Annotated in this window: 13 protein-coding genes; 9 read left to right on the top strand and 4 right to left on the bottom strand. The window is 56.6% G+C overall.

Annotated features, from left to right (window positions below; all coding sequences use genetic code 11):
* The first annotated feature begins 214 nt into the window (after nucleotides 1-214).
* Genes pyrR through carB form a run of 6 tightly spaced genes read left to right on the top strand, consistent with a single transcriptional unit; the run spans nucleotide 215 to nucleotide 8,253 of the window.
* Nucleotides 215-751 carry a bifunctional pyr operon transcriptional regulator/uracil phosphoribosyltransferase PyrR gene (gene pyrR, locus QML71_RS07055; RefSeq protein ID WP_282011216.1) on the top strand — a complete coding sequence of 179 codons (537 nt, stop codon included), beginning with the start codon at nucleotides 215-217 and terminating at the stop codon, nucleotides 749-751.
* Nucleotide 752: 1 nt separating this feature from the next.
* Entirely contained in the window at nucleotides 753-1,691 is a 939-nt protein-coding gene (locus tag QML71_RS07050) for an aspartate carbamoyltransferase catalytic subunit (protein WP_282011215.1), read from the top strand.
* Nucleotides 1,675-2,967 carry a dihydroorotase gene (locus tag QML71_RS07045; RefSeq protein ID WP_282011214.1) on the top strand — a complete coding sequence of 431 codons (1,293 nt, stop codon included), beginning with the start codon at nucleotides 1,675-1,677 and terminating at the stop codon, nucleotides 2,965-2,967. Before QML71_RS07050 ends, QML71_RS07045 begins: the two co-directional genes overlap by 17 nt.
* A gap of 35 nt (nucleotides 2,968-3,002) precedes the next feature.
* Nucleotides 3,003-4,130: a glutamine-hydrolyzing carbamoyl-phosphate synthase small subunit gene (carA, locus tag QML71_RS07040; RefSeq protein WP_282011213.1), complete on the top strand. Its 1,128-nt coding sequence runs from the start codon at nucleotides 3,003-3,005 to the stop codon at nucleotides 4,128-4,130.
* A complete protein-coding gene (locus QML71_RS07035) occupies nucleotides 4,127-4,999 on the top strand; it encodes a DUF7986 domain-containing protein (RefSeq protein WP_282011212.1) in 873 nt (290 codons plus the stop codon). Before carA ends, QML71_RS07035 begins: the two co-directional genes overlap by 4 nt.
* Nucleotides 4,999-8,253 carry a carbamoyl-phosphate synthase large subunit gene (carB, locus tag QML71_RS07030; protein ID WP_282011211.1) on the top strand — a complete coding sequence of 1,085 codons (3,255 nt, stop codon included), beginning with the start codon at nucleotides 4,999-5,001 and terminating at the stop codon, nucleotides 8,251-8,253. The genes QML71_RS07035 and carB overlap by 1 nt, the downstream gene beginning before the upstream one ends.
* On the opposite strand, the gene QML71_RS07025 is transcribed toward carB, so the two are convergent.
* Nucleotides 8,247-9,335, bottom strand: a complete 1,089-nt coding sequence (locus tag QML71_RS07025; RefSeq protein ID WP_282011210.1) for a hypothetical protein — start codon at nucleotides 9,333-9,335, stop codon at nucleotides 8,247-8,249. The two genes, carB and QML71_RS07025, sit on opposite strands and share 7 nt — an antisense overlap.
* 113 nt (nucleotides 9,336-9,448) lie before the next feature.
* On the opposite strand from QML71_RS07025, the gene QML71_RS07020 reads away from it, so the two are divergent.
* The 3 genes from QML71_RS07020 (at nucleotide 9,449) to QML71_RS07010 (ending at nucleotide 11,713) form a co-directional block, all read left to right on the top strand.
* Nucleotides 9,449-10,204, top strand: coding sequence for a formylglycine-generating enzyme family protein (locus tag QML71_RS07020; RefSeq protein ID WP_282011209.1), 756 nt, complete (start codon nucleotides 9,449-9,451; stop codon nucleotides 10,202-10,204).
* 70 nt (nucleotides 10,205-10,274) lie between these two features.
* The gene (gene nth, locus QML71_RS07015; RefSeq protein ID WP_282011208.1) at nucleotides 10,275-10,937 is read left to right on the top strand and encodes an endonuclease III; all 663 of its coding nucleotides are present in this window, start codon (nucleotides 10,275-10,277) and stop codon (nucleotides 10,935-10,937) included.
* Nucleotides 10,934-11,713, top strand: coding sequence for a M14 family metallopeptidase (locus QML71_RS07010; RefSeq protein ID WP_282011207.1), 780 nt, complete (start codon nucleotides 10,934-10,936; stop codon nucleotides 11,711-11,713). The genes nth and QML71_RS07010 overlap by 4 nt, the downstream gene beginning before the upstream one ends.
* On the opposite strand, the gene QML71_RS07005 is transcribed toward QML71_RS07010, so the two are convergent.
* The 3 genes from QML71_RS07005 to fliK all read right to left on the bottom strand — a co-directional run bounded on the left by QML71_RS07005 (nucleotide 11,714) and on the right by fliK (nucleotide 16,232).
* Nucleotides 11,714-13,888 carry a LysM peptidoglycan-binding domain-containing protein gene (locus QML71_RS07005; RefSeq protein WP_282011206.1) on the bottom strand — a complete coding sequence of 725 codons (2,175 nt, stop codon included), beginning with the start codon at nucleotides 13,886-13,888 and terminating at the stop codon, nucleotides 11,714-11,716.
* Nucleotides 13,889-14,139: 251 nt separating this feature from the next.
* On the bottom strand, nucleotides 14,140-14,430 hold the full coding sequence (locus QML71_RS07000) for an EscU/YscU/HrcU family type III secretion system export apparatus switch protein (RefSeq protein ID WP_282011205.1): 291 nt from the start codon (nucleotides 14,428-14,430) through the stop codon (nucleotides 14,140-14,142).
* Nucleotides 14,427-16,232, bottom strand: a complete 1,806-nt coding sequence (gene fliK, locus QML71_RS06995) for a flagellar hook-length control protein FliK (RefSeq protein ID WP_282011204.1) — start codon at nucleotides 16,230-16,232, stop codon at nucleotides 14,427-14,429. The genes QML71_RS07000 and fliK overlap by 4 nt, the downstream gene beginning before the upstream one ends.
* Nucleotides 16,233-16,235: the final 3 nt, after the last annotated feature.

Below are 16,235 nucleotides of genomic sequence, written 5' to 3'. Positions count from 1 at the left end.
CCTCCTTTACCCGTATAAGAGTGGTGAATGCTCTTGACTTGATGCCGTTCTCTGTATAATATCATTTCAATATATGACCTCTTTAAGACAGTCCTGAGAGATTGTCAAGGGATCCGACAATGCACCGAAAAACTTATCCAGAATGGATGGCTCCTCCATGGGTCTTGGAACCCAAGGGGGATTTTTTTTGTCCTGAGCCGCAGGGTGGCCGCCGATGAACACGACCACCCTCAACGCCGATGACATCCAGCGAGCCATCACCCGCATCGCCCACGAAATCCTTGAAAAGAACAAAGGCATCCGCGACCTCGCCCTGGTCGGCATCCGCACGCGCGGCGTGACCTTTGCCGAGCGCCTGCAAGCGAAGATCGAGGAAATCGAAAAGACGAAGGTGGACCTCGGCATCCTCGACATCACTCTGTACCGGGACGACATCGGCACCTCCAACCAGAAGCCGGAACTCAAGCGCACCGCCATTGATTTTCCCATCGAGACCCGCAAGATCATATTGTGCGATGACGTCCTGTTCACCGGGCGCACCATCCGCGCCGCCATCGACGCGCTCATGGATTTCGGCCGGCCCTCGCTGGTGCAACTGGCGGTGCTCATCGACCGCGGGCACCGCGAGCTGCCGTTTCGCCCGGACTACGTCGGCAAGAACATCCCGACATCGCGCGACATGCGGGTGCAGGTCAAGTTGAAGGAAATTGACGGGCAGGACCAGGTGGTGGTCCTGAACAAGGATGAATAAGATGACGGGATTGAGTTGCAAACACATTCTCGGCACCGAACCGCTGACGGCGGAGGACATCCAGTTGATCCTCGACACCGCCGAATCGTTCCGCGAGGTGTCAACGCGTCCGATCAAAAAAGTGCCGACGCTGCGCGGCCGCACCGTCATCAACCTGTTCTTCGAACCCAGCACGCGCACCCGCACCTCGTTTGAAATTGCGGGCAAACGCATGAGCGCCGACGTCATCAACATTTCCGGTTCCACCAGCAGCACGGTGAAAGGCGAAAGCCTGCTCGACACGGCTTACAATCTGGAGGCAATGAGTCCCGACATCCTGATCGTGCGTCATTCGGAGTCGGGCGTGCCGCACATGATCGCGTCGCACATCAAGACCCCGGTCATCAACGCCGGCGACGGCCAGCACGAGCATCCCTCGCAGGCGCTGCTCGATCTGCTCACCATCCGCCAGCGTGTGAAGAAGCTGGACGGATTGAAGGTGCTGATCGTCGGCGACATCGCGCACAGCCGCGTGGCGCGGTCCAACATCCACGCCATGCTGAAATGTGGCATGCAGGTGACGCTGGTGGGCCCACCCACCATGATACCGGTTGGCATCGAGCAGTTGGGTGTGCGCGTGTCGTACAACCTGGCCGATGCCGTGGAGGATGCGGACGTCATCATGATGCTGCGTATTCAGATGGAGCGCCAGAAACAGCATTTGTTTTCCAGCATTCGCGAATACGCGAATCTGTATTGCCTGACCCAGGACAAACTCAAGAAAGCCAGAAAGGATGTTTTGATCATGCACCCCGGTCCCGTCAACCGCGGCGTGGAAATCGCGCTCGACGTCATGGAAAGCCGCCATTCGGTCATCCTGCATCAGGTCAACAACGGCGTCGCCGTGCGCATGGCGCTGATGTTTCTCATTCTGGGAGGCGGCGATGAAACTGCTCATTAAAAACGGGCGGGTCATCGATCCCGCCAACCAGCGCGACGGCCAGTTTGATGTGCTGGTCGAGAAAGGCCGCATCCTGAAAGTTGCGCCACAGGGCAAGCTCGCACCCGCCGAAACCGAAGGCGCAAAAGAGATCGACGCCACAGGCTGCGTGGTCACGCCGGGTTTTCTCGACATGCACGTGCATTTCCGCGAACCCGGTTTCGAGTACAAGGAAACCATCCAGACCGGCTGCGAGTCCGCCGCGGCGGGCGGCTTCACCACCGTCGCCATGATGCCCAATACCAACCCGGTGAACGACACGCGTTCCGTCACCGAGTTCATGATCTCTCAGGCGCGCGCGCATGCCGTCATCAATGCCCTGCCCATCGCCGCCATCACGCAGGGCCTCAAGGGGGAAGCCTTGACGGACATGGGCGATTTGAAAGACGCCGGGGCCGTCGCTCTTTCCGACGACGGCCGTCCCGTCATGAGCAACCAGTTGATGCGCCGCGCCTTCGAATACAGCCGTATGTTCGACCTCATGCTCATTCAGCACAGCGAGATCCTCGATCTCACCAAGGGCGGCTGCATGCACGAAGGCTCCATCTCGACCGAGCTGGGGCTGGGCGGCATGCCGCACGAGGCGGAGGACATCATGGTGTACCGCGACATCGCCCTGCTGGAAAAAACCGGAGGCCGTCTGCACGTCGCACACATCAGCAGTGGCAATGCCGTCGAGCTGGTGCGGCGTGCCAAACAGCAGGGACTGCCTGTAACCACCGAGGTCGCTCCACATCATTTCATGTTGACCGATGCCGCCGTGCGGGGATATGACACCAATACCAAGATGAGTCCGCCGCTGCGATCCGATCGCGACATCGAACTCATCAAGGAAGGTCTTAGAGACGGCACCATCGACATGATCGCCACCGACCACGCCCCGCACGACGTGGTGGACAAGCAATTGGAATATTCACACGCCTGCTTTGGAGTCGTGGGGCTGGAAACCGCCCTGCCGCTGAGCCTGAAACTGGTCGATGAAAACATCCTGACACTGCCGCAAATGGTGGAGAAACTGACGTCGCGGCCAGCGGAAGTATTCCGGCTGGACAAGGGCACATTGAAGGAAGGCAGGGATGCGGACATCACCATTTTCGATCCGCAAGCCGAGTACACGGTCGATGTCATGAAATTCAAATCGAAAAGTAAAAACTCGCCCTTTCACGGCTGGCAGGTGAAAGGTAAAGTCATGCACACGATCTACCGGGGCAAGGTTGTCTATTCCAACCCGTCCTGAATGAAATCCAATCCACTGAAAAGAGTGTCTGGTTGATGGAAGCTCTCCTCGCATTGGAAGACGGCCGCCTGTTTCGGGGCCGTATGTTCGGCGCCGAAAAGGAAGTCACCGCCGAAATTGTGTTCAACACCAGCATGGCGGGATACCAGGAAGTGCTGACCGACCCCTCCTACTGCGGCCAGATGGTGGTCATGACCTATCCTCTCATCGGCAACTACGGCGTCAATCCCGAGGACTACGAATCGGAACGACCGTACCTCTCTGCCTTCATCATCAAGGAACTGAGCGGCATTCCCAGCAACTGGCGCTCGACGGAAACGCTCGACGCCTTCATGAAACGTCACGACATCGTCGGCTTGCAGGGACTCGACACGCGCGCCCTCACCCGTCACATCCGCGAAAAGGGCGCCCAGCGGGCGGTGATTTCCGCCGCTGTCTCGAATCCCGACGCGTTGATCGAAAAAGCCCGGCAGGCGCCACACATGGAAGGCCGCGATCTGGTCCGGGAGGTCACCTGCCAGCAACCGTACATCTGGGAAGAAGGCGACTGGGATCTGCGCACCGGTTACTCGCGTTTCGAAACGCACGCCGGGCAAAAAAATTATTCCGTTGTGGCGATGGATCTCGGCATCAAGTACAACATCCTGCGCAAACTGACGCAGGCCGGCTGCCGGGTGACGGTGGTCCCGGCCACCATCTCCGCCGAAGACATTCTTAAATTCAAACCCGACGGCGTGTTCCTCAGCAACGGCCCCGGCGATCCCGCGGCGGTGACGTATGCCGTCGAGACCGTGCGCACGTTGGTCGGCAAGGTACCCATCTTCGGCATCTGTCTGGGCCATCAGATTTTAAACCTGGCGCTCGGCGGCAGCACCTACAAGCTGCGCTTCGGCCACCACGGCGGCAACCAGCCGGTCATGGATGCGGACAGCCGCAAGGTGGAAATCACCTCGCAGAACCACGGCTTTGCGGTGGACGCCACCACCACGCAACCGGACGTGGAAATCATTTCCCTCAATTTAAACGATCAAACCGTCGAGGGCATTCGCCATAAGACGTTGCCGGTGTTTTCGGTGCAGTACCATCCGGAAGCTGCGCCGGGACCGCAGGACTCGGCTCACCTGTTCCAACGGTTTGTCGAAATGATGAAAAGCGCTCAATGATTCGAGAAAAGCTAAACCAATTGATCGAAGAAATCAGCCAGGCCCAGTCGATGGACGACATCTATCAGGCCAAAAAGGAATACCAGACCGTGTCGGGTGAAATCTTCGAAGACGACAAGTCCTACGAAGCACGCATGGGTTTGTTCCTGGAATGGTTTGCATTTGACCGACCGCTCAATGGCAGCGAAACACCGCTCGACCGGCTCCTTCAAAACAACCCGGATACCGCGGCGAACGCAGATCCCAGCCTCATAGAAGGATTGAAACAAAGCCGCCACAGCCTGTTCGTCCTGTTAAAATCCCGGCAGGATCATGTTGTGGTTCTGGATTTATTCGAAGACGAGAAGCTGGTGGTGCGGGAAGATGAAGGCAAATTGTTTTTCAATAAGAACGACGTATTCGAAGCGCGTCTTTTGACTTTGCAGAAACAAAACTACTTCACGGAAAATTTTTGCCATCACCCGCGAGAGACCTACAAGTACATCCTGTCCAAGGTGAAGCCTTTGATCGCAGCCGAGAAAGCGGATCACAATGCACTGAAGAAAATGAACAAGGAGTGGATTTCACTCAAAAAAGAAATCGACGGTCTCAATCGTCAAATTGAAAAGCTTTCAAAGAAACTGGATAAAACCGACTCCGAAAGCAAAAAGGAAAGCCTGACCCAAAAACGGGATGCACTGGAGGCGGAAAAACTGCAACTGGAAATCCGGTTTTACGAATTGCAGAACCGGATGGAAGACTGGGAAACCAACCAGATCCGCCTTGGCCACCGGGCCCGGCGATTTCAACTCATGAAACAATTGTCTTACATGAGCCTCAAGTGGGAACGTTACCACAACGTGGACGTGAAGGATATTTACCGCGACTGATGCCAAAACGAACCGATCTGAAACGAATATTGATTATTGGCGCAGGGCCTATCATCATCGGGCAGGCCTGCGAATTTGACTATTCCGGCACCCAGGCATGCAAGGCGTTGAAGGAGGAAGGCTACGAAGTCATCCTGCTCAACAGCAATCCGGCGACCATCATGACCGACCGTGAGTTCGCCCACCGCACTTATATCGAGCCGGTCACGCCGGAGGTGGTGGAACGCATCATCGCCAAGGAGCGGCCCGACGCCCTGCTGCCGACGATGGGCGGTCAGACGGGGCTCAACACCGCGCTGGCAGCAGCCGAACGCGGGGTGCTCGACCGCTATGAGGTGGAGATGATCGGCGCCAACGTGCAGACCATCAATAAAGCCGAAGACCGTAATCTTTTCAAAAGCGCGATGGAAAAGATCGGCTTGAAGTCGGCACCCAGCGGCTTTGCCGGCTCTCTCAATGAAGCCTGGGACATCGTTGAAGGCACAGGATTCCCCGCCATCATCCGCCCGTCGTTCACGCTGGGAGGAACGGGAGGCGGTGTCGCGGAAACGGAAGCCGAGTTCGAAGCACTGGTCCGGCGCGGACTCGACGCCAGCCCCACACATACAGTGCTCATTGAAAAATCCCTGATGGGGTGGAAGGAATACGAACTGGAAGTCATGCGCGATGTGCGTGACAACGTGGTGATCGTCTGTTCCATCGAAAACCTCGATCCGATGGGCATTCACACCGGTGACAGCATCACCGTTGCCCCGGCGCAAACCTTGACCGACAAGGAATACCAGATCATGCGCAACGCCGCCATCGACATCATCCGCGAGATTGGCGTGGAAACCGGCGGCTCCAACATCCAGTTTGCCACCGATCCAAAGACCGGCGAGATGATCGTCATCGAAATGAATCCGCGTGTGTCGCGCAGCTCGGCGCTGGCCTCCAAAGCCACCGGCTTTCCCATCGCCAAGATTGCGGCGAAGCTCGCTGTCGGGTACACCCTCGACGAAATCCAGAACGACATCACCCGCGAAACCCCGGCCTCGTTCGAGCCGACGCTCGATTACTGCGTCGTCAAGATCCCGCGTTTCACTTTTGAAAAGTTCTTCAAGACCCCTCCCCTGTTGACGACGCAGATGAAATCGGTCGGCGAGGCCATGTCCATCGGCCGCACGTTCAAGGAAGCATTGCAGAAAGCGCTGCGCTCACTGGAAATCGGCATCTGCGGATTGGAAGAGACGTTCGAATCGAAACAGGAATTGCTTCACGAGCGCATCACCGATCACGGCGAACTGAAAAAGATGCTGACGCTGCCGCACTGGGACCGGCTGTGGCATGTGGGGTCGGCGCTGCGTCGCGGCATTTCCATCGAAGAAATCCACTCGCTGACGGGCATCGATCCCTGGTTCCTGCATAACCTGCAGGAGATCGTGCAGTTCGAAAAGACCTTGCAGGCCCTGAAAAGTGTGGAGGCTATAGACGAGCCGACGCTGCGCCATGCCAAACAACTCGGGTTTTCCGATCTGTATCTGGCCAAATTGCTGCGTTGCAAGGAAGGGGACATTTCGCACAAACGCAACGTCATGAATCTGTATCCGGTTTATAAACGCGTCGATACCTGCGGCGCCGAGTTCGAAGCCCACACGCCTTATCTCTATTCCACTTACGAGGAGGAATGTGAGGCCAGCCCGACCCAAAAGAAGAAAATCATGATCCTGGGTGGTGGGCCAAACCGCATCGGCCAGGGCATAGAGTTTGACTACTGCTGCGTTCATGCCGCCTTCGCCCTGAAAGAAGACGGATATGAAACCATCATGGTCAACTGCAATCCGGAGACCGTGAGCACCGATTACGACACCTCCGACCGCCTGTACTTCGAACCGTTGACTTTTGAAGACGTGATGAACATCATCCGCGTCGAAAAGCCGGATGGAGTCATCGTCCAGTTCGGCGGCCAGACTCCGTTGAAGCTGGCGGTGTCTTTGGCCAAGGCGGGTGTGCCGATCATCGGCACCAGCCCGGACAATATCGACCGTGCCGAGGACCGCCAGCGATTCAAAGACGTGCTCGACAAACTGGGGTTGAAGCAGCCACAGAACGGCACCGCCACCTCCTTTACCGGAGCGAAACAAATCGCCGACAGCATCGGCTACCCTGTGGTGGTGCGCCCGTCCTACGTGCTGGGCGGCCGCGCCATGGAAATCGTGTACACGCAGCAGTCATTGGATCGGTACATGACCCACGCCGTAAAAGCTTCGCCGGAACATCCGATTTTGATCGACGATTTTCTGGAGAACGCCACTGAAGTGGATGTGGATGCCATCTCCGACGGCGCCGACGTTGTCATCGGCGGCGTGATGGAACACATCGAAGAGGCGGGCATCCATTCCGGAGACAGCGCCTGTTCGCTGCCGCCGTTTTCCATTCAGGCGGAGATCATCAAAGAAATCAAAATCCAGACCAAAGCACTGGCGCGTGAGTTGGGGGTCATCGGCCTCCTCAACATCCAGTTCGCCATCAAGGATAAAGACATCTATGTGCTGGAGGTCAACCCGCGCGCCTCGCGCACCGTTCCCTTTGTCAGCAAGGCCATCGGCATTCCGCTGGCCAAACTGGCCGCACGGGTGATGGCGGGCAAATCGCTGGCAGAACTGAAATTCACCGAGGAGCCGGTGGTGCCGCATATCGCGGTCAAGGAATCGGTGTTCCCATTCATCAAGTTTCAGGAAGTGGACGTGTTGCTGGGACCGGAGATGAAATCCACCGGCGAGGTCATGGGCATCGACACCAGCTTCGGCAAGGCGTTCGCCAAGTCGCAGATTGCAACCGGTATCCCGTTGCCGGCGGAAGGCACCGTGTTCGTCAGCGTCAAGGATGCGGACAAACCGGCTACGCTTGAAGTGGTGCGACGGCTGGCCGAACAGGGGTACCGCCTGCTGGCGACGCGAGGCACCGCGAAATACTTACAAGAACGAGGATTCGAAGTGACGTCGATCAATAAGGTGAAAGAAGGATCGCCTCACATTGTCGATGCGATTGAGAACGGCGAGGTGAATTTTGTTATCAACACCACATTCGGTGAGCAGGAAGTGAAAGATTCCTTTTCCCTGCGCCGCGCATCGCTGGTCAAAAACCTGCCCTACTGCACCACCGTTGCCGGTGCCTATGCGCTGGTCGGCGCTTTGAAATCCATCCGGGAATCGTCGATCGACATCTGTTCCCTGCAGGAGTACTGGCAAAATCAGGAACAACGCAGTCAGTGAGAAAACGTCCACTTCACCACGTCAAACAGGTTGAAATGGGAGAGCCGTGCAGGGGCTTGGTAGGCATCGCGCACGGGTGAGGTGAATGGAGCTTTTTGGGATTCGTCCAGCGGCTCGGGTTCGGGCTGGGTGATCGCTTCGATTTTTTCCTCTTCCTTCCATTGCGGCACCGGTTTCAGCACGTGTGCCCGCACCACCTGCCCCTTGCTGAAATGTTCACCGGCACGCACGGCACCGATGGCGAATCCCGGCTGCGCATCCAGAATCCGAATGGCCCCCAACTGTTTATACCAGGGGCCCAGGTCCTGCCCGTAAAGAGGTCCCTTGTACATGGAAGAAACCTCGAAGACCCGAAACATATCTCCGACCTCCACCCCATCCTTGCGTCCGATGTTCATGAACACCCGCGGCTCGCCGTCCTCCATCTCCATCGCTACGATCTGCCCTTCCAGCGGCAGGGTGTTGGCGAACTCCAACAGCTTTTCAAGAATCTGGTTGGTCATGTGGTCGAGCACCTGGCCCATGGCCGTGCGGTAGAAATCGGGGTGGAACGGATCGAGCGAAGCCGGCACGTCGCCAATTGGAAACTCTCCGTTCATCGAGCGGTACTGATAGGTTTCCTGCCAGAACAAACGGCCGGTGAAGCCATTCACCACTTCGAACACCATCCGGGCCTCGGCTGTCAGTTTCTTTTGGGGTTCCGGCTCGGTATTGTCGTCAAACGAAAGTTTGGGCTTCGGCAGTTGGCGTTCGCCGGGTTTGAACTGAAGGATGCGGCTCCGCAGGATCAACTGAGTCGGCTGCTTGGGCCGTTCCTCTTGGGTCCCCAGCCCGGAATGGAGCCCTGCCGATTCTCCGGCAGGGGGAGACAGGACCAGGAGACCGGAACGCTGAATTTTCTGCACCAGAATATCGGCGATCATGTGGCCTGGATCAAACCGTTCGGCCCACCCCGATTCATTTTGTATAGGCGCAATGGTGATTTTCTTGAGATAATACGCGTCCGCCCGGGCGGCAAAGGCAAGGCAGAGCATCCCGGCAAGAAGCATGGCCCCGTGAATTTGTTTAGGAATATTCATCATGATTCGTCTGTGGGCACCGGCATCCGGGTCCTTGTTAAAATGACGGTTGTGGAACAAAATTTCAGGCATTTCCACTGCTTGACAACTCTCGAACCCAAAGTACAATAAGCCGCATGAAAACGCTCTCTATTCTTATCGTTCTAATTTCCTCATTCTTTATATCTGCGATCCCGGTCCTGGCTGAAAATCCTCCTGAAGGCATGGTGCGGATTCCCACCGGCTGCTTCATGATGGGAACCGATAACGTGTACGAATACGAAGTCGGACGCAAAAACGAACGGGAACGGCCTGTACACAAGGTCTGTATCGACGCCTTTTACCTCGATAAAACCGAGGCCACCCAGGCGGAATACGAAAAGAGCATGGGCAAAAATCCCTCCTATTATCCGGGGGAAAACCTGCCTGTCGAGCATATCAATTACAAGGAAGCTCAAGAGTATTGCCGGTTGCAGGGCAAACGCCTGCCGACGGAAGCGGAATGGGAATATGCGGCCCGCGCCGGAGGGCCCGATGACTACCCCTGGGGATCGGAGATCGATGGCGACTACGTCTGGTATGACGTCAATTCAAGCCGTAAGCCCCATCCCGTCGGTTCCAAAAAACCGAATGCATGGGGCGTGTATGACATGCTGGGCAGTGTCTATGAATGGGTCAGCGACTGGTATTCCGATCACTATTACGAAGTCAGCCCCCGGGACAATCCCAAGGGGCCCGAAGAGCGTCAGAGTTGGCGGGTCATCCGCGGCGGATCCTGGGTGGACGAACCCGGAAAAATCCGGGTGACGGTGCGTTACCGTGGAGACTCCGACGGCACTTATCACTTTCTGGTGGGAGTCCGTTGCGCCCGGGATATCGAGCCGTCCCCATAATAAATCCTGCTGGGGCTTGACACCGTCTGACCGTCCCCTGCATACGTAATAACCTTCACACCCTTTAAACTTGGATCGCAAGACCGCAGGCAGACTGTTTCAAAAGTTGAGTCGCCGGTTCCCCGAAGCCCGCTCGGAATTGCAGTACGACACGCGGTTTCAATTGCTGGTGGCGGTCATCCTGAGCGCGCAGGCCACGGACATTTCGGTGAACGCCGCCACCCGCACCTTGTTTCCGGAGTGCCCCACCCCGGAGGCGATGTTGAAAGCCGGGGAAAAAGTGCTGCTGCGTCACATCCGCCGCATTGGCCTCGCCCCCACTAAAGCAAAAAATGTAATCAAGACCTGCCGCATTCTGCTCGAACAGTATGGCGGGGAAGTTCCGGAGGACCGCGACGCACTGGAGAGCTTGCCCGGTGTCGGCCGTAAGACCGCCAACGTGGTGCTGAACGAGGGCTTCGGGCACCCCACCATCGCCGTCGATACGCATGTGTTCCGCCTGTCCAACCGCACGGGACTCGCGCCCAGCAAGAACACGGTCGAGACGGAGAACCGGCTCCTGGAGATCATCCCGGAGAAATGGAAAATGAATGCGCACCGCTACCTCATCATGCAGGGGCGTTATGTCTGCAAAGCGAAAAACTACAACTGCTCTGAGTGCGTCATCGTCAAGGAATGCGAGTTTCATGACAAACACTTTGAAGCGGCTGCGCCGGTGAAATCCAAATCATGAAATCCCGAATCCTGAATAAATACCAGCAGGTGCTCGACCGCGTCGAAGCGGCGGTGAATCCACCGGCGGGCCTGATTCCTTTAGGCACGCTCGATCAGGGAAATATCCGATACCCTCTGGTCAAAGTGACGCTGGGAATGGGCAATGCGAAGCGCGTCTTGATTTCTGCCGGCATCCACGGAGACGAGCCTGCCGGAGTCGAGGCGCTGTGCGCCTTTTTGGAACGCAAACTGTACGCGCCGTTTCTCCACAAATGGGAAATGCACATCCTGCCCTGCATCAACCCCACCGGTTACGAAATCGGCACGCGGGAAAACCACGCTGGCGAAGACCTCAACCGGCAGTTCAAGCTGGATCGACCCAATGTCGAAGTCGCCTGTGTGCAATCGGTGTTCGAAACCGGCCCCTTCGATCTCGACCTGGAATTGCATGAGGATGTGGACAGCCCCGGCTACTACCTCTACCAGAAAGACCTTTCACCCACCCTCTCGGATCTGGGACGGCGTATTCTGGATGCGGTCGAGCCCGTCATGCCTCTCGACGGCAGCGAAGAAATCGAAGACATGCCCGCCGACCGGGGTCTGCTTGCCCGCCTGAAACCACCGGACGAAATGGAGTGGTGGCCTATGGCCCTGTATGCTTACAAGATGCAGTGCCGCCATATGTTCACGATGGAAACGTCCTGCCAGTTTCCCATGAAGCAACGCGTGGAAGCCCATCTGAAAGCAGTGGAGACCGCCTTGAGCGAGTTTCCCGGCAAACCGGAAACGGTTTGATCAGGCTTTGATTTCGGCAATGAGGGGGATTTTGATGTCTTCGCCGATGTGGAGAGAGTTCAGGTCCTTGCCGGGGTTGTAATAACCCAGCAGCCAGAGCGGGATCACATATTCATTATTGCAAAGCTCCCACAACGTATCGCCCTTTTTCAACTTGCGGACGAGAACTTTGTCCACCTTGTAGGTGGTGTAAAAATCTTCCTGAATGGCTTTGTGGTATTCCTGACGCTTGGTTTCAAATTCTTCCGGCGTTACCCGGCGGAACGGCACCTTGATCTTCTGGTCGATGTGAATCTGACTTCTCCAGCGCAGGTTGTTGAGCCGGCGCAGTTCCCGGACGGAAATCCGGGCCCAGTCGGCAAAATGGCTCAACGTTTCATCAAAGTCCACTTTGGCGACGCCAATGGGATATTCCCCTTCCATCCGGGGAATGAATCGCATCGGGCGGAAGGCAGGTCGATCCGTGTTGAACGGCAAGCCTTCGGAACTGGCCAGTATGGTTTCCCCGGCTTCCGGTTTGTCTCCCACCAAGCCGTCGGGCTTGACCGCGACCTGCTTGACGGTCACTTCCAGCTGCGGTTCCGCAACCGGTTTCTTCTTTTCGATGGCCAGTTTTGCCTGAACCATTTCGGGGTCCTTGGGCACCTTCACCACCTGGCCGATGCGTAAAGAATGGGGGTCGGTCAGGTTGTTGATCTTGGCCAGCACGCCGACATGCACACCGTGGCGGCGGGCAATCCGGGTCAGCGTGTCGCGCCGCTGGACACGATATTGGAAGGTTTCACCGACTTTGAACTCGTACTGATCCCAGTTCGTCTTCACTTCGGTCACTTTGACCTGACCGTGATTCCAGTCCGGAATCTCCAGCACCTGCCCGCGATAAATCCGGTTGCGGTGGCCGATCACATTCAATTCTTTCAGTTTGTGAACCGTGGTCCCCAGCCGGTTGGCGATGCTGATGAGCGTGTCCCCCCATCGAACCTTATACCAGCGAGAGCGCAATTGTTCGGTGTGCTTCATTGCCACGGGGATGGTCTCGTACAAGCCGGCAAGATTGGGATACTGCTGCGCGGGAGCTTTCAAAACAAAATGCTTGGGGATGTGTTTCTTTCCGGTGATTACGGGACGGCGCAGAGCCGGGTTGTAAAACGCGATCTCTTCGCGGTCCATCCCGAGAAACTTTTCAAGTGTGGCAATGTTCACGTAATCGCGCAATTGAACGGTGCTGTACGTGATGGGTTTTTCTTTGACGTGATTGGGAAAATACAAATCAGGGTTGTTGCTGACTTCCAGCGCCGCCAGAAATTCCGCGAAAAAATTGCGGGAGGCAAAGCCGAAGGTGCGGCTTTTATGATGGTTCACGATCTTGACGATATCGTCGCCATGTTTTTTCTTCGCCCGCATCATGCCACGCAATCCATGATTGTAAGCGGTGATGGCAAGTGGCCAGCTCTCGATGGTTTCGAAATTGTATTTGAGCAGCTTGGCGGCGGCGTAGGCAGCCAGGATCGGGTCCTTGCGTTCATCGACTTCGTAATTGATGGTCATGAATCGGCGCCCGGTACTGCGTGTGAACTGCCAGACTCCCGCGGCGCCGGCACTGGAATAGGCATGCACCTGGAACGAGGATTCGACATGAGGCAGCGCCGACAACTCCACCGGCACTTCCATTTCCTTGAATATTTTTTTGATCTCCGGCATGTAGCGTCCGGCCCGGCGGATGCCGTCTTCAAACCGGTCTGCCTGTCCCAATTGATCCCGAATGCGTTTGGAGGCCCGGTAAAAATCTTTTTTGACCATGCGGGCGACACGGTCTTCTTCATAACTGAGGTTGGAGAAACTTTTCCGGCGCGCCAGCTTGCGCAGAATCTTCTGGTACTTGGCGATTTCTTTGCGGGCCTGGGCACGGCGATAGCGGTTGGATTTGTTGTCGCCCAGTTCGATCACACTGTAGATGATGCTCAGGTCTTCGTCATCGTGAATGACGACCTGGCGGGTGGTGTACTTGCTGTAAATCGCTCTCCAGAAATCGACCTGCGTTTCCAGGCCAACCGGCACGCTGAAGTGATACTTTTTCTGCTCATGCAATTCCCCCGGGAACAAAGCCCAAGCGGATTGCACCGACACGCTCGTCAGGGACAGCACACACGCAATCAGGAAATGTTTCAATCGCACGAAGGACGAACCTTTCCCCTCAGAAAGTTCGAAGGATCAAGAATCGGAATAATCGCCGGAAAGTTGGATCTGCCCCTCCCCGGATTTCAACAGCGAACACACAGAAAACAAAGGGCTAAAACCCTAAACGATTGTTTTTTAAAGATAACAGAAAGACCCTGGGCGGTCAAGCGTGTTCGCTGCCTGAAATCAAAAACTTTAAGCGGATAACAACCCTTTTGTGGGAAGATAATGGCGGGGGTCTCCATCGCTCAGGATGGAGGGGGCTGGTACTCCTGGTTCATCTTATAAACAAAAGCCAGCAATTCGGCCACCACCTGGTAAATATGAGGGGGGATTTCCTGATTCAAATCGATCTGGGACAGCACCTGCACCAGGTCCGGATCTTCCTTGATGGGGATGTTGTGCTCCCGCGCCAACTCTATAATTCTTTCCGCTATAAGGCCTTGACCCTTTGCGGTCACCTTCGGGGCCTGGCTCCGGGCGGCATCGTAGCGCAGGGAGACGGCGCTTTTCGGCTTGTTCGAGGATCGCTGTTTCATGTTTCGATGTCCACCAGCCGGGCCGGTTCCTGAATCACCCACTCGCTCATGATATCGGGAACCTCGCGGTCAATATGCTGCTTGAGCGAGGTGGTGACCCGGGCCGGAAATCCCATCGCCTGCATACGGGTTTCCCATTCCGGGATGCGGGCCTGGATGAATTCGATCACCGCCGGATTTTCACCCTGAATGCTGACGGACACGCCTTCCTGCCGCACCTGGGTGTCGATGCGTAACGGGCCGAGCGTGGTCATTTCGAGCAGGAACACCAGGTTGTAGGTTTCTTTATTTTTAGAGGAAGCCCCCTGCCCGTCTTCGCCCTCGTGACGAACATAAATTCTGAAATCGGATTCGCCTTCGAACAGGGAATGCGGCACCGGCAACAGTTGCGGCAGTTGCTCTTGCTTTGAAAACTGATTGGAGAGTTGATGAAACTCGATGTTCTGCACGGCGCGCTGCACGGTCTGGAGTATTTCGTGCAAGGGCCGCGTTGCGGCGGTACCCGGTTTGAGCGCGGCCTCTTCCATTTTGGATGCCAGCTCCAGCAGTTGTCCTTTCAAATCGAATTGCAGACGGTTCAACCGATCCGCTCCATCTCCCTGCAACAGCAGGTTTTTGACTTTGCCTTCAAATTGGATGCCGGATCGATCCACCATTTCCTGCAGACGGGATGCCTCAATGCCCTCGCCTTTCGGCGGATGCAACAGGCGCAGCGTGTCGCGGAGCTTGCCAATCAGTTCCGGATCGATTTTGGAATCCTGCAGCGCCGCAAATTCCTGAATCACTTTCCTCAAATCATAAATCATATCTCCCAGCGGTTGCCGGGCGGCGATCACGGGTTTGATGAGTTGTGGCGTGACCGGGCGCACCTCTTGTTCAGAGGGGTTCGCTTCCAGAAAAAAACCGTTTTGCACTGGGCGCGGTGTGGCCACCACCGGGTCACCGGCTCGGAATAGAGCCGCATATGGAACCGGTACGGTCACTTCTCCGCTCCCACTGCGGGCGATCAGGGTCCCCGCATCCTGCACACGCACCGTCTGCAACAGCGCCCGCACATTCGGTTCCAGTTGCAGACGTTGCAGGTCCTGCCGGGTCAATACGTGTTCCGCCGCCACCGGCTGGCTTCCCTGGGAAGACAAGCGGGTGACAATGCCGGGGAGTGAACTCGATCGGTTCCCACGGGGAGACACCGCCGGTTCAGCACCGGAGTGGGAACGTGAAGGACCGGCGGGATGGGATTCAACTGCCGGTTTCGATGGATGCGAATTTTCGTTGCCCGGTTTCGATAGATTGCCTGCCGCCCCGGAGGTGGCGGGGTGTTGTATCGCCGGCGCTTTTTTTCCCGCACTTGCGTTTGCGTTGGAAGTGCTGCCTGCTTCCGCCGGCTTACTGGGAAGGCTCGGACTCAATCTGCTTTCTTTGTGAACCGCCAGCCGCGACAAGGTTGCCGTCACATCCGATGACGGAGGCGTTTTGGTTGCAGGCGTGTCTTGTTGGGGTGCCGGTGGTGGCGAATGCAGACGAAGTAGTTTCAAAACCGGCGACGGCGTGGTCTGTTCCACCTGTGCGGTCAGGCGTTGACCGGTGCGCAGCGCCTGATCCAGTTCGATCAATACCGGCTTGCCGTTGAACTGCACCACGGCGCGGCCGCGTGCCAGCACCTGCATCACCCTGCCCTCCAGCGTGTCACCCGGCTTGAAGGCCTGCGCGAAGGCTTCCAGTTTGAGGGCTTCCAGTTTTAAAGAAAGGTTCTGCGGGGAAAGGATTTTCAGAATTTGAGAGGACGGGTTTCCGGAAACCATGAT

The organism is Nitrospina watsonii, assembly GCF_946900835.1.
In the GTDB taxonomy this organism is placed as follows: domain Bacteria; phylum Nitrospinota; class Nitrospinia; order Nitrospinales; family Nitrospinaceae; genus Nitrospina; species Nitrospina watsonii.
This window is presented reverse-complemented; position numbering and strand designations above follow the sequence as displayed.